At 72.1% G+C, this 23,596-nt stretch carries 24 protein-coding genes; 13 read left to right on the top strand and 11 right to left on the bottom strand.

Features of this window, described 5'->3' with window-relative positions:
- Positions 1-54 precede the first annotated feature (54 nt).
- The gene (locus OG386_RS39470) at positions 55-972 is read left to right on the top strand and encodes a LysR family transcriptional regulator (protein WP_328792132.1); all 918 of its coding nucleotides are present in this window, start codon (positions 55-57) and stop codon (positions 970-972) included.
- 94 nt (positions 973-1,066) lie between these two features.
- On the opposite strand, the gene OG386_RS39475 is transcribed toward OG386_RS39470, so the two are convergent.
- Positions 1,067-1,678 (bottom strand): TetR/AcrR family transcriptional regulator, encoded by a 612-nt coding sequence (locus tag OG386_RS39475; RefSeq protein WP_328792133.1) that lies wholly within the window; start codon positions 1,676-1,678, stop codon positions 1,067-1,069.
- A gap of 95 nt (positions 1,679-1,773) precedes the next feature.
- Between OG386_RS39475 and OG386_RS39480 the strand changes: the two genes are divergently transcribed.
- Together OG386_RS39480 and OG386_RS39485 are read left to right on the top strand one after the other, a co-directional pair.
- On the top strand, positions 1,774-2,214 hold the full coding sequence (locus tag OG386_RS39480; protein WP_328792134.1) for a nuclear transport factor 2 family protein: 441 nt from the start codon (positions 1,774-1,776) through the stop codon (positions 2,212-2,214).
- Positions 2,211-3,122 carry an NAD(P)H-binding protein gene (locus tag OG386_RS39485; RefSeq protein ID WP_328792135.1) on the top strand — a complete coding sequence of 304 codons (912 nt, stop codon included), beginning with the start codon at positions 2,211-2,213 and terminating at the stop codon, positions 3,120-3,122. Before OG386_RS39480 ends, OG386_RS39485 begins: the two co-directional genes overlap by 4 nt.
- Here the strand turns inward: OG386_RS39485 and OG386_RS39490 are convergent.
- The gene (locus OG386_RS39490; protein ID WP_328792136.1) at positions 3,119-3,970 is read right to left on the bottom strand and encodes an alpha/beta fold hydrolase; all 852 of its coding nucleotides are present in this window, start codon (positions 3,968-3,970) and stop codon (positions 3,119-3,121) included. The genes OG386_RS39485 and OG386_RS39490 overlap by 4 nt on opposite strands.
- 216 nt (positions 3,971-4,186) lie before the next feature.
- Here OG386_RS39490 and OG386_RS39495 point away from each other — a divergent pair, with 216 nt between their 5' ends.
- From OG386_RS39495 to OG386_RS39510, 4 genes are all read left to right on the top strand, one after another.
- Entirely contained in the window at positions 4,187-4,543 is a 357-nt protein-coding gene (locus OG386_RS39495) for a carboxymuconolactone decarboxylase (protein ID WP_266600693.1), read from the top strand.
- Between the two features lie 292 nt (positions 4,544-4,835).
- The gene (locus OG386_RS39500) at positions 4,836-6,311 is read left to right on the top strand and encodes an APC family permease (protein WP_328792137.1); all 1,476 of its coding nucleotides are present in this window, start codon (positions 4,836-4,838) and stop codon (positions 6,309-6,311) included.
- The gene (locus OG386_RS39505) at positions 6,308-6,754 is read left to right on the top strand and encodes a hypothetical protein (protein ID WP_328792139.1); all 447 of its coding nucleotides are present in this window, start codon (positions 6,308-6,310) and stop codon (positions 6,752-6,754) included. The genes OG386_RS39500 and OG386_RS39505 overlap by 4 nt, the downstream gene beginning before the upstream one ends.
- On the top strand, positions 6,747-8,132 hold the full coding sequence (locus OG386_RS39510) for a dipeptidase (RefSeq protein WP_328792141.1): 1,386 nt from the start codon (positions 6,747-6,749) through the stop codon (positions 8,130-8,132). The genes OG386_RS39505 and OG386_RS39510 overlap by 8 nt, the downstream gene beginning before the upstream one ends.
- A 118-nt stretch (positions 8,133-8,250) precedes the next feature.
- On the opposite strand, the gene OG386_RS39515 is transcribed toward OG386_RS39510, so the two are convergent.
- The 6 genes from OG386_RS39515 to OG386_RS39540 all read right to left on the bottom strand — a co-directional run bounded on the left by OG386_RS39515 (position 8,251) and on the right by OG386_RS39540 (position 15,674).
- A complete protein-coding gene (locus tag OG386_RS39515; protein WP_328792142.1) occupies positions 8,251-9,615 on the bottom strand; it encodes a carotenoid oxygenase family protein in 1,365 nt (454 codons plus the stop codon).
- A 67-nt stretch (positions 9,616-9,682) separates the two neighbouring features.
- On the bottom strand, positions 9,683-10,123 hold the full coding sequence (locus OG386_RS39520) for an SRPBCC family protein (protein ID WP_328792143.1): 441 nt from the start codon (positions 10,121-10,123) through the stop codon (positions 9,683-9,685).
- 48 nt (positions 10,124-10,171) lie between these two features.
- Positions 10,172-11,710 carry an MFS transporter gene (locus tag OG386_RS39525; RefSeq protein WP_328792144.1) on the bottom strand — a complete coding sequence of 513 codons (1,539 nt, stop codon included), beginning with the start codon at positions 11,708-11,710 and terminating at the stop codon, positions 10,172-10,174.
- 116 nt (positions 11,711-11,826) lie between these two features.
- The gene (locus OG386_RS39530) at positions 11,827-13,830 is read right to left on the bottom strand and encodes an ATP-binding protein (RefSeq protein WP_328792145.1); all 2,004 of its coding nucleotides are present in this window, start codon (positions 13,828-13,830) and stop codon (positions 11,827-11,829) included.
- A gap of 98 nt (positions 13,831-13,928) precedes the next feature.
- Positions 13,929-14,321 (bottom strand): nuclear transport factor 2 family protein, encoded by a 393-nt coding sequence (locus OG386_RS39535; protein WP_328792146.1) that lies wholly within the window; start codon positions 14,319-14,321, stop codon positions 13,929-13,931.
- Positions 14,322-14,453: 132 nt separating this feature from the next.
- The gene (locus tag OG386_RS39540; protein WP_328792147.1) at positions 14,454-15,674 is read right to left on the bottom strand and encodes a cytochrome P450, cyclodipeptide synthase-associated; all 1,221 of its coding nucleotides are present in this window, start codon (positions 15,672-15,674) and stop codon (positions 14,454-14,456) included.
- Positions 15,675-16,095: 421 nt separating this feature from the next.
- Between OG386_RS39540 and OG386_RS39545 the strand changes: the two genes are divergently transcribed.
- Entirely contained in the window at positions 16,096-16,395 is a 300-nt protein-coding gene (locus OG386_RS39545) for a hypothetical protein (RefSeq protein WP_328792148.1), read from the top strand.
- 336 nt (positions 16,396-16,731) lie between these two features.
- Here OG386_RS39545 and OG386_RS39550 read toward each other — a convergent pair whose 3' ends face one another.
- A complete protein-coding gene (locus OG386_RS39550; protein WP_328792149.1) occupies positions 16,732-17,298 on the bottom strand; it encodes an HPP family protein in 567 nt (188 codons plus the stop codon).
- A gap of 309 nt (positions 17,299-17,607) precedes the next feature.
- Between OG386_RS39550 and OG386_RS39555 the strand changes: the two genes are divergently transcribed.
- The 3 genes from OG386_RS39555 to OG386_RS39565 all read left to right on the top strand — a co-directional run bounded on the left by OG386_RS39555 (position 17,608) and on the right by OG386_RS39565 (position 20,074).
- Entirely contained in the window at positions 17,608-18,228 is a 621-nt protein-coding gene (locus OG386_RS39555) for a dihydrofolate reductase family protein (protein WP_328792150.1), read from the top strand.
- 10 nt (positions 18,229-18,238) lie between these two features.
- The gene (locus OG386_RS39560; RefSeq protein WP_328792151.1) at positions 18,239-18,460 is read left to right on the top strand and encodes a hypothetical protein; all 222 of its coding nucleotides are present in this window, start codon (positions 18,239-18,241) and stop codon (positions 18,458-18,460) included.
- A 447-nt stretch (positions 18,461-18,907) separates the two neighbouring features.
- Positions 18,908-20,074: an alanine--tRNA ligase-related protein gene (locus tag OG386_RS39565; protein ID WP_328792152.1), complete on the top strand. Its 1,167-nt coding sequence runs from the start codon at positions 18,908-18,910 to the stop codon at positions 20,072-20,074.
- 204 nt (positions 20,075-20,278) lie between these two features.
- Here OG386_RS39565 and OG386_RS39570 read toward each other — a convergent pair whose 3' ends face one another.
- Positions 20,279-21,070 (bottom strand): SDR family NAD(P)-dependent oxidoreductase, encoded by a 792-nt coding sequence (locus OG386_RS39570; protein ID WP_328792153.1) that lies wholly within the window; start codon positions 21,068-21,070, stop codon positions 20,279-20,281.
- Positions 21,071-21,217: 147 nt separating this feature from the next.
- Between OG386_RS39570 and OG386_RS39575 the strand changes: the two genes are divergently transcribed.
- Positions 21,218-21,790 (top strand): TetR/AcrR family transcriptional regulator, encoded by a 573-nt coding sequence (locus OG386_RS39575; protein WP_328792154.1) that lies wholly within the window; start codon positions 21,218-21,220, stop codon positions 21,788-21,790.
- Positions 21,791-21,931: 141 nt separating this feature from the next.
- Here the strand turns inward: OG386_RS39575 and OG386_RS39580 are convergent, their stop codons facing one another.
- Complete coding sequence (locus tag OG386_RS39580) at positions 21,932-22,468, bottom strand: NUDIX hydrolase family protein (protein ID WP_328792155.1); 537 nt, start codon at positions 22,466-22,468, stop codon at positions 21,932-21,934.
- Between the two features lie 140 nt (positions 22,469-22,608).
- On the opposite strand from OG386_RS39580, the gene OG386_RS39585 reads away from it, so the two are divergent.
- On the top strand, positions 22,609-23,454 hold the full coding sequence (locus OG386_RS39585; protein ID WP_328792156.1) for a hypothetical protein: 846 nt from the start codon (positions 22,609-22,611) through the stop codon (positions 23,452-23,454).
- Positions 23,455-23,596: the final 142 nt, after the last annotated feature.

Below are 23,596 nucleotides of genomic sequence, written 5' to 3' on the forward strand. Positions count from 1 at the left end.
GTCCAGCCATTGAGGAACGATGGACTTTTCGTTACCCCTCCATACGATGTCTATATGCTCGACGTCAGGCAGCTCCAGGTGCTCCGCTCCATTGCGCAGGAGGGTTCGCTCGCCGCAGCCGGCCGCGCACTGCACTACAGCCAGCCCACGATCACCCACCACCTCGCCGCCCTGGAAGCCCACTTCAACGCCCGGCTCGTCCAGCGCGGACCGCGCGGCGCCACGCTGACCGAGCTCGGCGAAGCCCTGCTGCCGCACGCCGAAGCCGTGCTCGATCGGCTGCGCCACGCGGAGCTGGAGGTGCGCAACCTCGCCGAGCGCGGCACGCGCACCCTGCACATCGGCACGTTCCCCACGGCGGGCGCCCTGCTGCTGGCCCCCGCGGTCAAGCGCCTCCACCGGCAAGGGGTCCACATCTCGCTCACCGAGGGCGAGCTCCCCCTGTTGCTGCGCGGGTTGCGGGCCAGGGAGCTCGACGCCGCCCTCGTCTTCTCACAGCCGGGCGACAGCCTCGACCTCGACGAGGACTTCGAAGTGCACCCGCTGCTGTCCGACCCGCTGCTCCTGGTCATGCCGGAGGACCACCCCTGCGCATCGCGGGACGAGGTGTCACTCGGGGAACTGCGGGACACCGCGTGGGTGGGCGCCGCCGACCCGCACGACCCCTGCGACCGCGTGCTGGCATGGGCGTGCGGCCAGGAGGGGTACGAGCCCCTGCACGTGATGCGCACCGACGACTACGCGGTGGTCCAGGGCCTCGTCGCCGCGGGGACGGGCGTGGCCCTCGTTCCGCGGCTCGCGCTGGGACAGTCCAGGCCCGACCTGGTGGTCCGCCCCCTGGCCCGACCCGATCTCGCCCGGGAGATCAGCGTCGCCGTACTGCGGTCCACCTCGGCCGGCGCTGCCCAGGAACTGATCGAGGCGCTACGGGAGCAGGCCGCGCTGATCGCGGACCGCTGGGCCGCGGCCTGACCGCGCGACGCCCACCCGATGTCGGCTCCGTGCGGCCCTCGGCCACGACGCCGGCCGACCTCACGAAGGCGCCGGCGCCCGCGGGGGCGGGCGGTCATTCTCCGGCGGACGGCTCCCGCCCCGAACGGGCGTCGAGGACCGCGGCGGTGAAGGCCGCCAGCTGGGCCCGGAGCTCCTCGCGGGGTACGCCCTTCTCGCCGGCCAGGTACGCGACCAGGTCGGCCCGGGTGGCCGCGAGCAGGGCGTGGGCGGGGAAGTCGGTGTCGGCCGGACCGGGGACGAGCCGCAGCAGGTCGCGGAGCAGGGTGTGCCACTGCTCGTAGTGCTCCGTCCGGTAGGGGCTGTCCGCGCCGCTCCCCTCCAACGCCAGGGCGAGGTGGCGGTTGTCGAGTTTGAAGCACAGGAGGGCGTCGAGCAGGGCCGGTACGCGCCTGGCCGCCGGTGTGGCCGGCCCCAGGGGCTCAGGGCCCCGTTCGACCGCTTCCCTGATGGGTTCGAGCCGTGCTTCGTAGAGCGCGCGGATCAGTCCGCCCCGGTCACCGAAGGCGCGGAAGAGCGTCGCCTTGCCGACGCCGGCCGCTGCCGCGATGTCGGCCATGGTCACTTCTTCGGGACTCCCGCACCGGGCGAAGAGGGTGTCGGCGGCGGCGAAGACGGCCGCCCGGTTGCGGACCGCGTCCTTGCGCGGCTTGCGTTCGACGGTCATCGGGTTCCCTCCGGTTGCGAAACGGACCAGCGGTCCGTATCTTTCGGGGAGAGAAGCGGACCGACGGTCCGTATCGTACTGGACGGAGAACCGTCGTGCCCGCGACCACCACACCCCCGGATCTGTACCGCCACAGCCTCCGCCTGCTCCTGGACAAGGACATCGCCTCCTGGGTCGGCCTGTGGGCCGAGCACGGCGCCATGGAGTTCCCCTTCGCCCCTCCGGGCTGGCCCAGGAGGCTGGAGGGGCGGGAGGACATCGCCGCCTACATGCGCGACTATCCCGATCACATCGACCTGCACGACTTCCCCGACCTGCGGATCCACGAGACCACCGACCCGGGCACCCTCGTGGTCGAGATGCGCGGAGTGGGCCGGCTGGTCGCCACGGGGAGCCCATTCGACATGACCTACATCGCCGTCGTGACCGTCCAGGACGGGCAGTTCACCTCCTACCGCGACTACTGGAACCCCCTTGCCGTCCACGAACCAGGGGCGGCCTTCATGACGGATCCCACGAGGAGCAGCGCCCGATGACCGCCACCGCCCCCACCGCCCGCACCGCCCCGACCGGCACCACCCTGGTCATCGGCGCCACCGGCACCACCGGCTGCCGCACCACGGCGCACCTCGTCGCCGCCGGTCAGCGCGTCAAGGCCGGCAGCCGCCGGGCCACGCCGCTCCCGGGCGCCGATCCGGTCCGCTTCGACTGGTACGACCCCTCCTGCTTCGGCGACGCCGTCGCCGGGGCCGACCGCGTCTACCTCGTCCCGCCCGTCGGCGACCCGGACCCGGCAGCGGTCATGCTGCCCTTCCTCGAACGGGCCCGCGCCGCCGGTGTGCGCCGCGCCGTACTGCTGAGCTCCTCGGCGATCACCGAGGGCGGTCCGGCGGTCGGACAGGTGCACCGGGCCCTGCCCGGCCTGTTCGACGAATGGGCGGTACTGCGCCCCTCGTGGTTCATGCAGAACTTCACCGGCACGCACGCCCACGCCGACGGCATCCGCGCCGACGGCGTCATCCGGACCGCGGCCGGAACGGGCCGCGTCGGGTTCGTCGACGCCGACGACATCGCTGCCGTCGCGGCCCGCGCCCTCACCGACGACCGCGCGCCCGACACCGACCTGGTCCTCACCGGGCCGCAGGCACTGAGTCACGACGACATCGCCGTACTCCTCACCGAGGTTACCGGCCGCACGGTGGTGCACCACCAGCTCGCCTACGAGGACATGCGCGACCGCCTGGCCGCGGTCGTGCCGTCGGAGTTCGCCACGATGCTGGCCGCGATGGACCGGTCCATCGCCGAAGGCGCCGAGGACCGCACCACGGACACCGTCCACCGGCTCACCGGCCGCCCGCCGCACGACTTCCGTACGGTCGCCGTACGGGAGCTCTTCGGCGGGGCCGCCCCGGCGGGCGCGACCCCGCCGAGCAGCGCCGTCTAGGAACGGCCCGCGGCGGTGTGTTCGAGGACCGCCGCGACGATCGTCGACCAATCGGCTCGCTCGACCCCGTGCCCGGCATCCTCCAGGGCCAACAGCCGTCCCCCGGGGATCCGTTCCGCGAGCACCTGGCCGTGCCGGAGCGGGAACATCGGATCGGCGGTCCCGTGGATCACCAGCGTGGGCACGGCGATCGAGGACAGCGGAGCCTGCGCGATCGTGCCGTCCGTGAGCGCGTCGTGGTTGCGGGCCGCGCCGACATCGTGGGCGCGCTCGACGTCGCGGCGGACCAGGTCGCGGGCGGCGGCCTCGTCGAACGGGCGCCGCCCGCCCGCGAGCACCCGTGCGTAGGCGACCTGGTGCTCCACCACCGCGTCGGCATCCAGCTCCTCGTCGTCGGCTGCCGAGACGAACCGTACGAACTCCTCGGTCGGCGGGGGTAGCTCACGGTCGTCCGGCACGGCGCAGGACGTGCTGATCAGGACGAGCGACCGGACGCGGCCGGCATGACCGAGCGCCAGCAGCTGCGCGAGCGCCCCTCCGGCCGAGACGCCCACGACGTGCGCGGCCGGGACCTCATGGGCGCGCAGCACGCGGACGGCGTCGGCGACCAGGTCCGCGGTCGTGTATCCGGGGCGGCCCGGCGGGTAGGTGACCGACCGGCCGGTGTCGCGGTGGTCGTAGCGGATCACGAAGCGCCCGCCCGCGGCGAGCATCCGGCAGAAGCCCTCCTCCCACCAGAGCATCGAAGCCCCCAGGCCCATGACGAGCAGGACGGGCGGATCCGACGGATCGCCGAACGACTCGGTGCACAGCTCGATGCCGTCCACCTCGATCATGCGCTCAGCCATCGTCGCTCCTCCTCGCCCGTCCCATGATGCCCACGCGTGCGGGTCCGGAAGGCCGGTCGGCGCACGGCCCGGGCGGCCGGTGTTCGCCCGGACGGTCCAACGGGCGCGGGCTCCGGGGGACGCCTACGCTGAAACGGCAACCCGCCGATACGCCCCTGGTCCCGCGGTCGGGGACGGCGCGTCCGGCTCAGTTCAGCACCGAAAGGCGGTTCCGACATGGCCACCAGGTCTGACGCTCCCGTTCTCGACACGCTCGCCGCGATGACCATCGACTCCATCGAACACTGCAGCATGGACGAGAAGACGCTCATCACCACCCGCATCGCCGCCCTCGTCGCCATGGACGCCCCGGCCATCTCCTACTTGGCGCACATCAGCCCCGCGGTCAAGGCCGACTTCACCGTCGAGCAGCTGCAGGACGTGCTCGTCGCGATCGCCCCCGTCGTGGGCACCGCGCGCGTCATGTCGGCCGCGGGCCACATAGCCCAGGCGTTCGGCGTCGCCATAGCCATGCTCGAAAGCGAAGCCGAAGCCATGGCCGCCGCCGAAGAAGAAAGCCGCCACAAGTCCTGATTCGATCCCGACCTGACGTGCGCGCCTGCCGCCCCTGACGCGCCTGCCGCGCCCGGCACCGGGAGACGGCAGGCGCGTCAGTCGGGCGGGGAAGTCCGCGAGTTGCGCATCGTCCTTCGCCGTCCTACGGGGACGTACGGACCTGCCGGCAGCCGGCAGCCAGCACGGCGCGGCGCGCTGCCGGCAGGTCCGCCACGCCCGCCGGTTCCTCCGGACGGCCGATCCCGGCTGGCCCCCCGCGCGGGCCCGGGTGAGTCTTGGCAGGATCGACCCTGTCGACCCGGAGGCCCACTTGAGCGCGATGGATGTTCCCCTTCCGGAGGATCGCCCGCAGGGCGCGCCGACCGAGGCCGCGGCGACCAGGACCGGCACCTCCACCCTCACCTGGGTGACCCTCGCGATGATGACGACGGCCTCCGTCGCCAGCCTCCGCGCGGCGCCCACCATGGCCGTGTACGGCCTGGCCTGCGTGTTCCTCTACCTCGTACCCGCGATCGTGTTCCTGCTGCCGACCTCGCTGGTTTCGGCGGAGCTCGCGTCGGGGTGGTCGGGCGGCGTGTACCGGTGGGTGAGCGAGGGACTGTCGAAGCCGCTCGGGTTCCTCGCCGTGTGGTGCCAGTTCGCCATGACGATCTTCTACTACCCCAGCCTGCTGGCCTTCGTCGCGAGTACGTTGGCGTACGTCATCGATCCGGCCCTGGCCTCCAACGGCGTCTACACGGCCATCGTGATCGTCGTCCTCTACTGGACGGGCGTCTGGGTGTCCGCGCAGGGCACGAAGGCGTTGTCGGGGCTCGCCTCCTGGGGCCTGATCATCGGCACGCTCATCCCGGGCTCCCTGCTGGTGATCCTCGGCATCGTGTTCCTCGGCCAGGGCAACCCGTCCGCGGCCCCGATGGGCCCCGCCAACATCCTCCCCGTCTGGACGGGCCTCGCCAGCCTGGTGCTCATCGTCAACAACTTCCTGAGCTACTCGGGCATGGAGATGAACGCCGTCCACGTCTCGTCGCTGAAGGACCCACCGCGCGAGTTCCCCAAGACGATGTTCCTCGCGATGGGGATGGTGCTGCTGATCTTCATCCTGCCGGCCCTCGCCATCAGCTGGGTGGTCCCGGCCGACCAGCTGTCGCTGACCGCGGGCGTCATGCAGGCCTTCGACGCGTTCTTCTCCTACTTCCACATCGGCTGGCTGACCCCGATCGCCGCGGTGGCCCTGGTGGCCGCCTCCCTGGGCGGGATGCTCACCTGGCTGGCCGGCCCGTCCAAGGGCCTGCTGCTGATCTCGCGTCAAGAGGGCTACCTGCCGCCGTTCCTGCAACAGCTCAACAGCCACGGCGTCCAGCAGAACATCCTCGTCACCCAGGGCATCGTCACCACCGTGATCGCGCTGATGTACGCGCTGATCCCCAACGTGTCCAGCGTCTACTGGATCTTCTCGGTGATCACCACTCAGGTGTACTTGATCATGTACCTGCTGATGTTCCTGGCGGCCATGCGGCTGCGCAAGCTCCAGCCCGACCATCCGCGCGGATACCGCGCCCCGGCCCTGAGCCTGATCTGCGTGGTGGGCTTCCTCGCCTCCGCCGCGGCCATGATCATCGGATTCGTGCCCTCCTCGCAGTTCGGCGGCGGCAGCGTCTGGAGCTACGTCGCCATCGTCGGCGGCGGCCTGCTGCTCCTCGGGGTGGTCATCCCCTGGCTCTGCCTGCGGATGCGCAAGCCCAGCTGGCGCACCGTGGCCGCGGAGTCGACGGGAGAGGTTGCATGAGCCCCACCCGCTTCGCCTCCCAGCACCGGTGGATCTACATCGGCGCGATCGTCCTGCTCGTCGCCTTCGTCGTGGTGGGGCTGATCCAGTACAAGGCCGTACGGTCCACCAACCAGGCCCTGGACAAGGCCAACCAGCTCACGGACGAGCTGGTCGCCGCCGGATTCGCCCGGCCCGATCCCCACACCCTGGCCCGCGCGCTCGGCGAGGACGGGGGCATCGTCTGCCAGGACCCTGCGTCCGCCCTCAAGTCGGCCCTGTGGAAGATCAACCTTTCCAACGGCGCCACCGGACCCGGCCAGCGCCCGGTCATCGCCGACCGCCGGGCCGTCCAGGCGGAGGCGCTCGTGCTGAAGGTCTACTGCCCCGACACCCTGCACCGCATCCAGGACGAGATCGACGACCTGAAGACCGAGCAGACGGTGAGGCGCGACGATGGCTGACCCCGCCCGCGACATGGCCGGCGCCGACCCCGACGCCCGCGCCCTCGCCGAGCGCATCGACGCGTTGATGCCCCGCGCCAAGTCCGACCTGGCCGAACTGGTCGCCATCCGCTCGGTGGCCGACCCCCGGCAGTTCCCTCCCGAGGAATGCGAGCGGGCCGCCCGGTGGGTGGCCGACGCGTTCACCGAGGCGGGCCTGATCGACGTACGCCTGGAGGAGACCCCCGACGGCAGCCACGCCGTACTCGGCCACCGGCCGGGCCCGGAGGGCTCCCCGACCGTGCTGCTGTACTGCCACTACGACGTGCAGCCCCCGCTCGGCGAAGCCGCCTGGACCTCTCCGCCGTTCACGCTCACCGAGCGCGACGGACGCTGGTACGGACGCGGCACCGCCGACTGCAAGGGCAACATCGTCATGCACCTCACCGCACTACGGGCCCTGGGCGACACGCTGCCCGTGGGGCTGAAGTTCGTCGCCGAAGGGTCCGAGGAGCAGGGCACCGGCGGGCTGGAAGAGTACGTGACCGCGCACCCGGGCGAGATCTGCGCCGACGCGCTCCTCATCTGCGACACCGGCAACGCCGCCGTCGGCCGCCCCACCGCCACCACCGCGCTGCGCGGCCTCGCCAACGTCGTCGTCACCGTCACCACCCTCCGCGGCGACCTGCACTCGGGCATGTTCGGCGGTCCCGCCCCCGACGCCCTGGCGGCCCTGATCCAGATGCTCTCCACGCTGCGCGACGCCGACGGAGGCACCCGCATCGACGGCCTGGACTGCACCGGCACCTGGACCGGGGTGCCGTACGAGGAGGAGCAGTTCCGGGCCGACGCCTCCGTCCTGGACGGGGTCCGCCTCACCGGCTCGGGCTCGGTGGCGGACCGGCTCTGGGCGCGTCCGGCCGTGACGGTGCTCGGGATCGACTGCCCGCCCGTGGTCGGCTCCGCCGCCGCCGTACCGGCGAAGGCACGGGCCCGGGTGAGCCTGCGCGTGCCACCGGGGACGGCCTCCGAAGCCGCGCTGGCCGCCCTCACCGCGCACCTGACGGCCGCCGCGCCCTGGGGTGCCCGCGTCTCGGTCGAGAAGGAGGGCACCGGATCGCCGTTCCGCCCGGCCACCGACGGGCCGGCCTACCGGGCCATGGGACGGGCCATGGAGCAGGCGTACGGCCGCCCGATGGAGTTCCTCGGTCAGGGGGGTTCCATCCCCTTGTGCAACGTACTCGCCGGAACCTGCCCGGATGCGGAGATCATCCTCATGGGGGTGGAGGAGCCCCGCTGCCTGATCCACGCGCCCGACGAGAGCGTCGATCCCGGCGAGATCCGCACCATGGCCCTCGTCGAGGCGCTCTTCCTCCTCGGCTACGCGTCGGCGCGCTGACACGGCGGAAGGCCGGAGCCGCGACGTCTCGCGGCTCCGGCAACCGGCCCCGGGGGAAGGGCCGTTCTGGGAGGGCGGTGGGGGATGCTGCAGAGCACGACCGCATCCACGCCCAGGGTCAGCCCGCAGAGCCCTCCAGGGTGGTGTCGGGGATCCAGGAGCCGTGGACGCCGGCGGTGACGCGGTGGGGGAGGTGGACGGTGGCGATGCGATCGAGGCCGGCGGCGTCCAGGACGAGGAGCTGCGAGGCGTTCTGCTTGAGGTCGGAGACGACGGTGAGGAGGTAGCCGTCGTCCTCGCGGGTGGTGCCGCTGGCGGGGACGAAGACCGCTTCGCTGGGCATGCGGGCGTCGCCGATCTGGTGGACGCGGCGGGCGCCGGTGGTGCGGTCGTACTTGACGACGCCGTAGCCGCCGAAGCCCTTCTCGTCGGGGAAGGAGACGGCGTACTGGTAACGGTGTTCGGCGCCGAGGTAGTCCTCGTTGATGGTGGGGAACTCGACGGGGAGGTCGTCGATGATCTGTTCGTCGACGGTGCCGGCGGTCAGGTCGAGGACCCAGCGGCGGGTGTAGGAGTGGGCGAGGGGCTCGCTGCCGCGTCCGGGTGCGCCGACCCACCAGTTCCAGGAGAGTTGGAAACCCTCGCGGTCGACGGTGGGGCCTTCCAGGACGATGCGGCCCTGGCCGTCCTCGTAGGCGTTGGCGACGTGGAGCATGTTGCCGGGCTCGATGGAGAACCAGCGGGTGTGGCGGGCGCCGTCCTCGCCGCGGGGCATGACGCCGATCCGGGAGGGCTGGTCGTCGCTCCAGCTGTAGGGGATGCCGGACTCCTCGGTGTGGTCGAAGGTGACGTTGCCCTCGACGAAGACGACGTGGCGGCGGGTGACGGCGAAGTCGTGCTTGAGGGCGGCGGTCGCTCCGGGTACCTCGGCGCTGTGGGTGATCGCGCCCTTCGCGTCGGAGACGTAGTAGGTCAGGAACGGCGGGAAGGGCGAGGAGGCGAAGAAGTGGAGTTCCCCGGTCACGGGGTCCTCCTTGGGGTGCGCGGTCATGGCGGTGCGCAGTTTGCCGTCGAAGTCGTAGGCGCCGACGGTGTCGAGGTCCGGGGTGAGCTCGAAGGGGAGGTTGGCCTCGCACAGGGCGAGGAGGCGGCCGCCGTGCTCGATGACGTGGGTGCCGGCGACGCTGGCGGTCAGGTCGGGGCCGTGCTCGGTCATGTAGGGGGCGCCGTCGAGGGCGGGGGTGTGGACCCAGCGGTTGCGGTACCACTCGGCGCGCCCGTCCCGCAGCCGGATGCCGTGGACCATGCCGCTGCCCTTGAACCAGTGGGTGGGGGTGACACCGGGCTTCGGGTTGTGCCCGTTGCGCAGCAGCCGGCCCGTCAGCTCGGGCGGCAGCGTGCCCTCGACGGTGAGGCCGGAGGCGGAGACCTCCTCGGCGACGGGGGTGTAGTGGCCGGTCAGGTACGGCGGGGTGGTCGTCATGGCAGAAGTCCCTTTCGTGGATGCGTGGATCTGCAGGTGCACGTGGATGCGTGGACGTGGTGCTCGGTCAGGCGGCCCGCTCGGCACGGTTCTTGAGGTGGGCGAGCCAGCCCTGCAGAGAGTCGTGGAGGGCCTTGCCGAGTTCGTCGGTCTCGGCGTCGACCGGGGCGCCGCTCCAGGACTCCTCGGTGTGGACGACGACACCGGCTTCGGACTCTTCGAAGGCCCATACGTGGATGCCGACGATGCCCTGGACGGTCCCGCCCCAGACGATCCGCTTCCCGGGATCGAGCTCCTGCACGGTGGAGGTGATGTCCAGGCCGTGGGTGAGCCAGCTGAAGGACCTGCCGGGCAGCAGCGGTCCGTCGACCTCCGTCCGATCGATGTCCGTGTTCCATGCGGGCCAGGCCGCGACGTCGGTGTGCAGCGCCCACACGGTCGTGAGCGGCGCGTCGATCACGGTGCTCAGGCGGACGATCACGGGGGCGGTCTCGTCGATGGTGACCATGGCTGTACTTCCTGTCTGGATGAGGTGTGTCGGTGGTGCGGTGGTGGTCTAGCGGTTCGGCCGGGCGGGGGAGAGCGGGGAGGTTCCCGGGTCGGTGGCCGGGCGGGCGGTGCCGGCGGCCGGGGCGGGCGCACCGGTCCGGCGGGTGAGGAACAGTGCGAGGAGTGCGGTGGTGGCGAGGACCGCGGCGGAGGCGGTGAAGGCGGCCCGGTATCCGGCGGTGAGTGCTTGTAGTGGGGGCTGGGTGGTGGCCGTGTGGGTGGTGATGGAGCCGGCCAGGGTGGCGAGGGCGGCGAGTCCGATTGCGCCGCCGATCTGGCGGGTGGTGTTCACCAGTCCGCCGGCGAGTCCGGTGTCCTGCCGGGGTACGCCGTCCACGGCGAGCGCGGTGAGTTGGACGAAGGCGATGCTCAGGCCCAGTCCGACCAGGACGCTCGGTCCGAGGACGTCGACGAGGTAGCTTCCGTCCGCCCGCATCCACGACAACCACAACAGGCCGGCGGCCTCGGTCAGCAGGGCGGCGGTGACGGTCGCCGTGGCACCGATGGCCCGGGCGATGCGCGGGGCGAGAGCGGATCCGATCATGTGGGCTATGGCGAGCGGGAGTTGTCCCACCCCTGTGACCAAGGGGCCTGCTCCGAGGACCTGTTGTTGATAGAGCGGCAGGAAGAAGAACAGGGCGATCCATACGGACCCCAGCAGCGCCATCAGCAGGTTGCCCGCGGCGACGCGGCCGGTCGTGAACAGCCTGGGGGGTACGAGCGCGTTCGGCCGGCGGCGCTCGATCACGCAGAAGGCCGCGAGCAGCACGGCGGCGGCGCCGAGAGAACCCAGCACCCGGGCGTCGGTCCATCCGGCGCCGCGGGCGGTGGTCAGCCCCCACACCAGACAGGTCAGGGCGAGGGTGACGGTGACAGTGCCTAGCAGGTCGAACCGCCCGCGCTGCCGCCCGCCCTGCCGCTCGTCCTTGCGTGCGGCCCCCACCGACGCGTCCCGTGGCACGAGCGCCACCACGGCGGCCAGCACCGCCGCCGCTCCGAGCGCCACCGAGTGGAAGATCCAGGGCCAGCCCCAGGCCTGGGTGAGCGCGCCGCCCAGCAGCACGCCACCCGCCGCTCCGGCGCCGGAGACCGCTCCCCACACGCCCAGGGCCCTGCCGCGCCCCGGGCCGGGCGGGAACCGGTCCATCACCAGGGCGAGCGCGGCCGGGGCGATCGCGGCGGCCCCGACACCCTGCACCGCACGGGCCGTGATCAGCACGCCGGCGGAGGCGGTCAGTCCCGCCGCCACCGAAGCCAGCGCGAACAGCGCGAGCCCGGCGACCAGCACCCGGCGGCGGCCGAGCAGATCGGCGACCCGTCCGCCCGCCAGGAGCAGTGCCCCGAACGCCAGGCCGTAGGCGTTGACCACCCAGGTGGTCCCGCCGTCCGAGAGGCCGGCCCCCGCACGGATCTGCGGCAGCGCCACGTTCACGATCGAGGTGGCGAGCATGACGGTGAACTGGGCCGCGGCGAGCGCGGCGAGCACCGCTCCCGGCCCGGGGGCCCGGCCCGCTGCCCGGCCCGTCTGCGTGAGTGCAACGTTCATGCCGCACAGACTCGGCGCGGACGCTGTCCACTATCCAGGGCTGACAGGGGCGGCCACTGTCCACTCCTGTCCGCACCTGTCCACCTGCTCGAGCCGGGGGCGCGCGTCCGTCACCGCTAACGAGGGTCGTGCAACTCCTGCTGCCACAACGCCTCACAGAGCAGGTCCAGGCCCTGGCGCAGGTGGCGACGGTAGGTTCCGTACGGAAGGCCGAGGCGCCGGGCGGCGGCCTCCTGGGTCGGCGCACCGGAGAAGTGGCCCGCCGTCAGGGCCTCGCGGGCGCGCACCCCGCGCGGGTCGAGCCCGAGGTCGTCGACGGCCCGGCGCAGCAGGGCGCGCAACTCCCCGACAGGATCACCGAAGTCCGCCGCGAGCCGGGTGCGCATCAGGGAGCAGGCGGCGAACGCGTCCGCATCGCGCCAGTGGGCCAGCGCCTCGCGTACGGCCCGGTCGAACGAGCTGCGCGAAACGGGCGACGGGCCGGCCGGGGCCGCGGGCGCCTCGGTGGCCGATATGAAGTGCATGAGCCATGACTCCACCGGCAGTTGACGCCAGTCGACCCCGAACAGCCCGTACGTGTGCTCACCGACCCGCGGCCGCGCCCCCGTGTCCGCCAGGGTGCCCTTGACGCGCTCGGCCCAGGTCTCGGCGTCGCGGAAGACGGCGAAGCCGTACGCGCGCCCGCGGGCGCGGGCCGCCTCCGCCTGGGCCCGGGAACTGCTCAGGTCGATGACGCGCGAGGGCACCTGGTACCGCTCGGGGTAGATCGAGAACCGGCTGACGCCGATGTGCTCACCGGGGCTCACCGGCGCGGTGGCCTCCGTGTACCGCCATGCGGCGGCCACGACGGGATCGGTGGCCAGGTCCTGGGCGTCGGGAGGGGACGACAGGGCCAGCCGCGCCGTGAACGCCACGATCCGGCCCGTGCTCACGAGCCGGTACACGCTGAAGGCCTGCGGCTGGCGCTCGGCCCAGTAGCGGACCAGGTCCGCGGAGGCGGCCCCTTCCGTCTCGGTGGCCATGCGCAGGATGACATCGATGTCGTCCGGGTGCAGCGGACGGTCGTGGACCTCGTCCTCGCGGGACCAGGAGCGCAGCCGGGCCAGCGTCGCACCCTCCCGGAACAGGTAGAAGAGGTCGTCGGTGACGGTCCACACCCGCTCCTCGGGCGCCTCGCGCAGGATGCGCAGGTACTCGTCCGCCAGGCGCTGGCGCATCGCTTCGAAGGCGTTGGGCGCCCGCCAGCGCAGGTCGGCGGCGAGCGTCTCGCGCGCCGCGTCGTGCGGGTACACACCCCGCAGGGTGGACTCCATGAAGGGCAGGTCCCGCAGCCAGGAGAAGAGCGGATGGACGTCCTCCCCGGGGAGGACCGCGGCCAGCAGTTCCTCGGACGTCGAGTGGGCCTGCGCCGCCACCTCCAGCGCGCGGCGGTGGGCCGCCGTGGGCACCTCCCCGATCAGCCCCGCCAGCAGGGTGCGCAGGACGTCCGCCGTCGGCGCCCAGATCTCCTCCCGACCGCAGCCCTCCGATCCGGCCGCGGCCGCCAGCGACAGCGCCAGCGGGTTGCCCCCGGCGAAGCGCAGCACCCGGTCGCGCAGTTCGGGTCGGATCTGCGCCGCCACCAGCAGGCTCCGGGCCTGCTCCGCGGAGAACGGCTCCAGCTCGCTCACGTGCAGGAGTCGGGACCAGGCGGGATCGGCGGCCCACTGCGGCTGCGGAGCCCGCCGGCCGCCCAGGACGACGAGGGTGTCGTCCGCGGCACGCGGCAGGAAGTGGTGCCACAGCCAGCTCTCCAGCCACTGGCAGTGTTCGAAGGAGTCCACGAACAGGACCGTCCCCGGAACGTCCAGGAACGGTCCGGCGGCGTGCTCGAAATCGGCCGGGTCCCGGCTGACGAACCGGCCGTCGAGCTCGACGAGCAGCCGCCCGGCCGCCCGGGCGTGGTCCGCCAGTCGCCGCAGCAGCGTCGACTTCCCGATGCCGCCCGGCCCGTACACGTAGAACGCGAACGGCGCCTGCGGATCACCTGCCAATGCCTCCCCGAAGCGGCCGAGTTCCTCGTCCCGGCCGACGAAGGCCCCTACGCGCGCTCTGCTCAGTCTTTCCCCCACGGACACCATGGCGGGCTCCATCCCTTTGTTCCGGCAGCGGATTGTGATCGCGGTGGTCCGGGACCTTGCGCGGACCACCTGGCTCCGATGTGGCGGAGCCTTCCATGTCACCTGACGAGACCGAGGTTCCCGTCGTCGGCGTGGCCGGCGACCAGGAGGGTGGTCTCTTCGACGCGCTGGAAGCGGCCGTCGGGAGCCAGCTCGGCGAAGAGGTAGACCTCGGTGCGGGAGGTGTGGCCGTCGTGGTGGAGGAGGGTGACGGTGTGCCGGTCTGCGTAGCGCGGTCCGTCGCGCAGTTCGTCGTGGACTTCGACGTGCCCGCTGCGGATCAGGGAGCGCAGGCGCGTCATGTGCCGGACGAAGGAGGCCCGGTCGCTCCACACGCCGTTCGTGCGCTGGCGGTAGTCGGGGCTGAAGTGCCGGTCGACGGCTTCGGTGAGGTCGAGGCCCGGGGTGAACAGCAGATCGTCGATGGCGCGGGTGATGTCGGTCGATGTCATGGTCGTCTTCGCCTGGGGGGAGTGGGGGGTGTACGGAAGGAGTCCGGGCTCCTGGAGCCGCGGAGGACGGTGCCCGGGAGGGCGGGGGAGGGACGGACGCCGCTCATGCACGCCGGCCACGGCCGGTGTGCGTCAGCGGACGGGGGTGAAGTCCAGTGGCAGCGCGAGCGGGCCCCGCGTGTACAGGCCGGCCTCCTGGTACCGGAAGCCGGGGCTGTGGCGGACCTGGTCGAGCAGGGGCAGGAGGACGGCGGCGACGGTTTCGATCTCGGCGCGCGCGAAGGCCGTGCCGACGCACTGGTGGAGTCCGGTACCGAAGGACAGGTGCTCGGCGGCCGCGGTGAAGGAGCGGGCGGTGCCCAGGTCCGGCCGGTGGATGTCGAAGGTGTCCGGAGCGGTGAAGGCGTCCGGGTCCCGGTTGGCCGCGCCGATCATGCAGAAGACGGTGGCACCCGCCGGGACGGTGGTGCCGGCGAACACGGTGTCCTGCTCCACCTGGCGGGGAACGAGTTGGACCGGCGGGGTGTAGCGCAGGGTCTCGGCGATCGCGGCGGCCATCAGGTCCGGGTCCCGACGGACCTGTGCCAGCTGCTCGGGATGGTCGATCAGGTGCTTGAAGAGCAGGGCCAGCGTCTTGTCCGCGGGCTCGGTGGCGGCGGCCAGGACGTTGATGATCAGCGCGGTGACGTCGCGATCGCTCATGGCGATGCCGTCGAACTCGGCGGTGCACAGCTTCGATATCAAGTCCTCGCCGGGGTCGCGGCGCCGCTGTTGGATCACGGGGAGGAGGTGCGCCTCCAACTGCTCGGCGCAATCCGTGCAGTGGCGGCGGCGTTCGGGGGTGAGGGCCAGGCTGGTGATGAACTCGGCCACCCCGCTGTGCCAGGCGGCCACCTGCTGCCAGTCCCTTCGGTCCAGGCCGAGGACGTCGAGCGTCACCTGGATGGCGAAGGGCTTGCCGAAGTCGTTGACCAGGTCCATCCGGCCCAGGGGGAGGAAGGGGGCCACGAGTTCGGCGGCGGTGGCGTGGATGACGCGCATCTGGTCCTGGAGGGCCCGGCCGGTGAAGGCCCGGACCACGATTCTTCGCTTGGCGGTGTGCTCGGCCCCGGTCATCTGGGCGAGGACCGGCCCGCGCATCACCGGCTCCGCACGTACCTGCAGCGTCTCGGTGCTGAACGCCTCGTGGTCGCTCAGCACCCGCTTCACGTCCTCGTAGCGGGAGATGAAGTAGCTGTCGATCGCCGGTTCGTAGTGCACCGGAGCCTGCTCCCGCAGCCGTGCGAAGGACCGGTAGGGGGCGGCGGCGAAGTCCTCGGACAGGACGCTGAAACCGGTATCGAACACGGCCATGGTGAAGACCTCTCGAACTGCGCGACGCGTGGAAGGAACAAGGGACGGGTCGGGGGAGCCCGCGCCCTGGTCCTGGCCGAAGGGGGTTCCGGCCGGGACGCCGCCTGCGCCCCCTCGTGTTCGCGAGAGGGCGAGCAGGCAGGCCGTCCGGCCTGCAAGACGAGGGAACGGCGGCACAGGTTGCGCCAGTTGGGGCGGCTTCACACCCGACCATTGGGCGGAAACCGATGCAAGACACGTAGTTCTCGGCGCCAGGTCGGTCGTGCCGTGGACAGGGCGGGACTCGCCGGCACCAACCCGATCGGGGCTGATCGACCGACGGTTAAGGTGAACTCCGTTCGAACGGAGGGGCGTGCGGCAGCCGCGGCCGCAGCGCCCCCTGTGGCCCTGGCTCCAGTGAACCCGAGAGGACCTGCCTACCGTGAACGCCCCGTCAGGATCGCCGTCCGCCGTCAAGGAGGAGGAGAAGCCGGGATGGGGCCTGCCGTGGACGTTGTTCACGGTGTTGGCCCTCGTGCTCCGCCTGATCGACGTCTGGTCCTGGTGGGCCGTCCTATGGGCGCCGTTGTTCGTGCTCGCCGTCGGCTCCGTGGCGTACGCATGGCGACTGACGGCCCGCACCCGGTGGCGCATGGGCCCCATGGAGTGGGTGCTCCTGGCCGTCACCCACCTCAGTCTGGTCGCCGCACTGGCGAGGATCTTCGGTTTCCTGCCCCGGTGAGGTGACGTCGGAGGGGAACTTCAGTACCGGTCCAGGCGGTGCGCGTACGGCATCGGCAACGACGGTGAGCCCCCTCCGGGGAACCAGACCGCACTCGCCCTCGATGCCGTCGGAGACGAAGGCGGTGTCCACCCGCCGCCCCGGGTACCCCGGGCGCCGGAACTCGGGCAGGCTCTCCACGCCACCGATGCCCGCCGCGGCGACGGCCACCGCACCGAAACGCTGCCGGAAGGACACCGCCGCCAACCCGGCGACCGGTTCGCCCCCGCCCGCGCTCACCAGCACGCCGCCCGCGCCCGTACCGCCCGTCCCCACCGGGCCCCGGGAGCGCGGCCGCTACCACCAGCGGACGGGGTACCGGGCTGCTCCCCGGCGTACGCGGGACGCTGCGAAACCTGCGAGGACGAGGACCACGGTGGCGCCGAGCAACAGGGGGACGAACCGGGCGGGTGCCGGGGTCTGCAGCACGACGACGACGGCGGTGGCGCAGGCGGGCGAGTGCGGGGTCCGGGCGAGGGTCGTCGCGGCGAACGTCAACCCCCCGGCCAGCGCCGCACTCCAGGGGTTGCTCTGCGCCAGCGCGAGGACCAGGTACCCGGCTCCGGCACCCAGCAGGTGCGCGACGACGATGCTCCGGGGCTGGGCCACGGGCAGGGTGGGGGTGCTGTGCAGGACTCCGGCACTGGCGGCGAGGGACGGTATGAGCACCGGTTCGCTGATCACCGCCCCGATGGCCGCGAGCACGAGCAGGGCGGCGGTCACCGCGCCGACGCCGTGGAGGGCCGCGGCCGCGCCGTGCCAGGCGGAGTTCCGGCGCCCGCCCCGCCCCGGGAGCGGTACGTCCTCGCGAGGCGCCCCGGGGCGGGGCGCGCGCAGGTCGGGCAGCACGGAGTCAGCGTTCACGGGGGCGGCTCCTGGAACGGCGGTGCACGGGTCGGCGGAACGACGGGAGGGGTCGCACCGTCAGCCACCCTGCACAGCTGATCTGTCACCGGCCTACAACGCCCGCGTGCGACGGGCGCCGCGCCACCGGGTACGGGCCCGATCGGTTCTCCGAGCAGACCCTGCGGGCCGTCCACGCCTTCCCCGCAGTCCCCGCGGTCCGCGTGTCCCCGCACGGAGCCGCCGGGGAGTCGCGCGGCGTACGGCTGCCGCGTGCCCTTGGATGGGGCCGTACGCGGACGGACCGACCACCAGCTCCCGGAGACCGGTATGAGGAAGATCAAGGCGCAGCTGTTCATCTCGCTCGACGGTGTCGTGGAGGCGCCCGATCAGTGGCACTTCCCCTACTTCAACGAGGAGATGGGGGCCGCCGTCGACGCGACCCTCGGCCAGGCCGACACCCTGCTGCTCGGGCGCCGGACCTACGACAGCTTCGCGGGCGCCTGGCCGGACCGGGAAGCGGCCGGCGGGGAGGACGCGCCGTTCGCCAAGGTGCTCGGTGACGCCCGCAAGATCGTGGTGTCGAACGGTCCGTACGACTTCACCTGGCGGAACTCCGAACCGCTCGTCGGAGACCTTCCCTCCGCGGTTGCCGCACTGAAGAACGAGCCGGGTGCGGACACCCCCGTCTGGATCAGCGGCTCGGTCTCCGTCGTACGTCAGCTGCTGGCCGCCGGGCTCCTGGACGAACTGAACCTCCTGGTGCACCCGATCGCCGTGCGGGGCGGCATGCGCCTGTTCGAGGAGGACGCGCCGTCGATCCCGCTGGAACTGCTGTCCGCCGAGACCTTCCGGACCGGCGTGCTGAACCTCTTCTACGCCGTGGCCACCGCACCCGGAGAAGGGACGTACGAGGACGCCAAGACCTACCTGCCCCAGCACCAGGAATGAGCGGGACCCCGTGCGGCATCCGGTCCGGGCGGCGGGTTCCGGTGGTGCCTGGAACACGCCGACAGGCTGCGCGGTTCGGTCCTCGAGGCGGCCGCCGGGCTGGGGGCGGCGGGCCGACTGGTCCCGGTCCTTCGCCGAGACCCTGACCGCGGACCGGCTGGGGAGCGAACCCATCTACGACACCCTGCGCCGCCGGATGCTGGAACGTGCCGGACGCGAAGGCGTGCCGTGAGGACGTACGGCGGTGTACCCCGGCGGGTCGGCGGCGACCGCAAGGTGGCCGAACCCGCCCCAGGAGGACCGCCGTGGCGAGCACCGTGATCGCGCAGACGCTGGCGTGGGTGGTGAAGGAAACCCCGGCTCCGGTTCGGGCTCCGGGTCGAGCGTCGCGTCGGCGACGCCCCCACCCCGGCGACGTCCCACCCCTGCTGCCAGCGCGAAATACCCGAGCACCGGCGGCAGGCTCGCACTATGGTTGGCCCCATGAACGTCACCGGCCCCAGCACCACCGCGACCGCGCGAGCGACCAGCTCGCCGGTTGCCGCCGCCTGACCTTCCCCCTCTCCCCGGCGACCGGACAACGGTCCGTCGGCTGTGCCGTGGCGCGATTGCCCCCGGTCGGAGACTGAACGGTTCCGTTCTCCGGTGCCCCTTGCGCTCGATGCGAAGGAGTCACCCCGTGAATACCGAGCAGCTGACCAGAACGTTCGTCGAGTACTTCGAAGAGCGCGAGCACCGCCGCATCGTCGGCTCGACGCTGCTGCCACCGCCCGGCGACCCCGTCCTCTTCACCACCTCCGGCATGCACCCCCTCACTCCGTACCTGGAGGGCCGCCCCCACCCGCTGGGCAGGCGGCTGGTCAACGTCCAGCGCTGTCTGCGCACCACGGACCTGGAGGAGGTCGGCGACGCCACCCACCTGACGGTCTTCGAGATGCTCGGCACCTGGTCGCTGGGCGACTACGACGGCCCGCTCAGTCTCGACTGGGGGTACGGGCTCCTCACCGAGGGGCTGGGCGTGGACCGCGACCGGCTGTACGCCACCGTCCACGCCGGCGACGACCGGACCGGGCAGGACACCGCTTCCCTGGAGCTGTGGCAGGGGCTCGGAGTCCCCGTCGAACCCACCGTGGAGGACAACTGGTGGTCCAACGGGCCCGTCGGACCGTGCGGTCCCGACTCGGAGATCTTCCTGTGGAGCGGCGACGGCCCGCCCGAGTCGACGCCCACCCGCGACGGCCGTTGGGTGGAGGTGTGGAACCACGTGACGATGACCCACCGCCGACTCGACGACGGTTCCCTGGTGCCCCTTCCCCAGCGCAACGTGGACACCGGCCTCGGCCTGGAACGGCTCGCCTCCCTGCTCCAGGGCAGGTCGTCCGTGTTCGAGTGCGACGTCTTCGACCCCTGGCGCAGCCTCGTACCGGCCCTGTGGCCCCTGGACGAACGGTCGCTGCGCGTGGTCTGCGACCACCTGCGCTCGGCCATCGTGGTGCTCGGCGACGGCGTGCGCCCGGCCAACACGGGGCGGGGCTACGTGCTGCGGCGCCTGGTGCGCCGGATGCTCACCCTGCTGTGGCGGGAGGACGCCTCGCGGAGCATCGAGGACCTGCCGGACGAACTGGTCCGGCACACCCTGGACCACTTCCGGCAGGACATGGGCCCGGGCGACGTACGCCGGATCCTGAGCGACGAGGAGCGGCGCTTTCGCCGGCTCCTGGAACGCGGGCGGCAGGTGCTCGCCCGCCCCCGGTTCCGGGGTCCGCTGACCCAGGAGGACTTCCACTACCTCCACGACACCCATGGGCTGCCGCGCGAGCTGGTGACGAGTCTGCTGAACGAGTGACGATACGTCAGTTCCGTTGCGGGAGCGCGTGTTCGCCGCCCCCCCGGCGGCGTGCTGGTGGGCCCACCAGCACGCCGCTGACCACGCTGCGGGTCGCCCCTGTCCCGGTGATCGCCAGGCAGGGAAGGCGTGCGTGCTGGCGCGAGGGTGCGAGGCCGCGAGGGGTACGAGGGTGCGGGCGGGCGTCGGAACGGCCGCGCCCGGCTAACGGCGCGAGCGCTGGGCCTCGACGATCTGTCGTACGGACCCGTCGAGGTCCATGCGGCCCTGGATGCGCTCGGCGAACCCGGGGAACTGCCCGGCGACGGCGCTCAGCAGCCGCAGTTCCAGCGGCGCGACGTTGACCTCGCAGCGGTCGCGGCGGACGGCTCGTACGACGCCGTCGGCGACCTGGCCGGGTGTGACGGTCCTGATGCCGTTCGGCGTCGTGGCACCGGTGGCCGCGAACATTCCGGCGTCGCGGACGAAGCCGGGCTGGACCAGGGACACCCCCACCCCCGTGCCCCTGAGCTCCTGGCGCAGGGCGAGCGCGAATCCGCGCAGCCCGAACTTCGTCGCGTTGTACAGGGAGGTCGACTTGGTGGCCGCCTTGCCGGAAATGGAGCCGACCAGCACGATGTGGCCGCGGCCGCGGCCCACCATGTGCTCCGCGAGCAACCGGGAGAGGACGACGGGCGCGCGGAGGTTGACGTCGAGGGCGCGGTCGAGCTGGTCCTCGGCGTAGTCCAGGAGGTCGCCGCTGGCGGGCAGCGCGGCGTTCGCGACGAGGATGTCCGTCTCCGCGCAGCTCTCGGCGAGGTGTACGACATCGGCCCGTACGGCCAGATCGGCGACCACGGTACGGGCGCCGCAGGCGTCGGCGGTGGTCTTGAGGGCATCTTCCCGCCGCCCGGTGACCGTGAGGCGGGCCCCCTGCGCGGTCAGGCGCGCGGCCAGGGCAGAGCCGATGCCCCCGGTGGCGCCCGTGAGGAGAACGTTCGATCCGGATATGTCCACGACCACTCCCGTGCGGCTGGCGAAGTCCTTCAACTGTTCGTTCGAACGAACAGTATGGACGGGCCCGCTCCCTGTCCACACCTCGTCGTCGCCAACTCCCCTGTCCCGCCCGGGCGGTCGAGCCGGCCGATGGGGCAGAATTACGCCATGCCCCATGCTTCCGACACCCGCCAGCGCATCATCGACGCCGTACTGCGGATCATCGGGCAGGACGGCATCGCCGCCGTCACCAACCGGCGGATCGCGAAGGAGGCCGGAGTCTCCCTCGGCTCCGTCACCTACCACTTCGCCACGCAGCACGAGTTGCTGCGCGAGAGCCTGCTGCACTTCGTGGCCGAGGAGACCCGGCACTTCACGGCGCTCGCCGACGACTGCTCCGACGAGCAGTTCGACATCGGGCAGGCGGCCGAGGTGGTGGCGCAGGTGGCGGGCGGCAACGCCTTCGACAGCCGCCACATCGCGCCGTTCGAGCTGTACGTCCAGGCCGGCCGGGACGAACGGCTGCGCGCCGCCGCGGCCGAGTGCTTCGCCGCCTACGACCTGTTGGCCACCCGGATCCTGACCCACCTCGGTGTCCCGGACCCCGAACGCCTGGCCGGCGTGGCCGTGGCCCTGGTCTTCGGCCAGCAGCTGCGCCGCCTGGCGACCGGCGCCCCCGCCGAGGACCTCGTCGACACCCTGCTGGTCCTCACGCAGTTCACCCCGGCGCAGAGCCCGTAGCCGGGGGAGGCCCGCCGGGACCGGGGGAGTGCGGGTCGGGGACCGCCCGTCTCGCCGAGTCCGGTCCGGTCGCTGCCGCTACCGATGTTGACAGCGACCGGAGTCGGGCGTGGAACGTCGCGCGGGGTGCGCGCGGCGACTTCAGTACGTGTACCCCACATGCGCGAGCGCCTGCTTCAGCAGCGCCGCGTGGCCGCCCGGCATCTCGCCCTGGACGGCTGCCGAGAGTGCTTCCTGCGGGCTGAACCAGACCAGGTCCAGGGCGTCTTGACGGGGGCGGCAATCACCCGTGACCGGCACGACGTAGGCGAGCGACACCGCGTGTTGGCGGGGGTCGTGGTAGGGGGTGACGCCCGCCGTGGGGAAGTACTCGGCGACGGTGAAGGGCTGGAGGGAAGCGGGGATGCGGGGCAGGGCCACGGGGCCCAGGTCCTTCTCCAGGTGGCGGAGCAGCGCGTCACGGATCCGCTCGTGGTGCATGACACGGCCGGACACCAGGGCCCGACTGATCGCCCCGTCCGTGCCGATCCGCAGGAGCAGTCCGATGGTGGTGACTTCGCCGGTGTCGTCCACGCGGACGGGGACGGCCTCGACGTAGAGGATCGGCATCTGGGCCCGGGCCATTTCCAGCTCGTCGTTGCTCAGCCAGCCGGGCGTAGTTTCGGTCGTGTCAGACATTCCTTGATCCTACTTTCCAGGGCGGGTTCCGGCCCAGATCACGCGTCCGCCCGGCCCGGAGAGAATGGACCCCGGGGGCGGCCGCGCGACCACGGACGGCCGGAACTCTACGGTGCGCGGGGCTGACGTAACGTTTGAGCATGAGCACGCCGCCCCAGCAATCCCCCGGCCCGTACGGGCCCCCGCAGCCCCCGAATCCCTACGGTGGACAGCCGTACGCCGCACAACCCCCCGCGCACCACCAGCCGTACCCGGGGCAGGCGCATCCGGGGCAGCCGTACCCGGGGCAGCCCGGTCCGCCGCATGCGTACCCCGGTCAGGGGGCGTGGGGGCACCACCCGATGGGCACGCCGCCGCGCAAGAACCGGATCGGCATGGTGATCGGGATCATCGCGGGAGCAGTGCTGTTGCTCAGCGCCATCGGCGCGATCGGAATCAGGTTGAGCGGATCCGGCTTCCCCGAGGCCCGCTACCGGCTCACCGTCCCCAAGACCCTCGTGGACGGCAAGTACGAGCTGGTCCAGGACCATTCGGCCACCGCGGGCAAGGAAGCCCTGGAGGGCGCCTACGACTCGAAGGTCCGCGATCCGAAGCCGGCTGCGGGTCAGTACGCCACCGAGTCCCCCAAGGAGACGGGCGCCCTGGTCGTCTCGGGGATGTACGGGCAGTTCAAGGACACTGCGGGAGCCCGCAAGAAGATGCTGCGCGGCGCCGCGGGCGCCGAAAGCGCGTCCCTGGCGGTCCCCGCGCGGGACATCACGCCCGCCGGCTCCGACATCACCCTGTCCTGCCAGGTGTTGACGGTGCGGCAGAACGGGGTCGAGAGCACCCTGCCGATGTGCGCCTGGGTCGACGAGAACACCGGCGCCACGGTCGGCATCCTCAGCGAGGAGACCGCGCAGCAGAAGCCCGGGTCCGTCGACCTCGCCAAGACCGCCGAGACGACCCTCAAGGTGCGTTCCGAGATGCGCCAACCGATCGGCTGACCGCGGCTTGGGCACCGGCTGCCGCGGCGGCTCTAAACCGTCGCTGAGGTATGCCCAAAAGGTGACTTTCTGGAGTCTGAACCGGTCGGATAGCAATGACCCGGTGCCCGGTACGCCTGCCGATGGTCGGCAGCGATTCCAG

This window comes from Streptomyces sp. NBC_00273 (assembly GCF_036178145.1).
GTDB lineage: Bacteria > Actinomycetota > Actinomycetes > Streptomycetales > Streptomycetaceae > Streptomyces.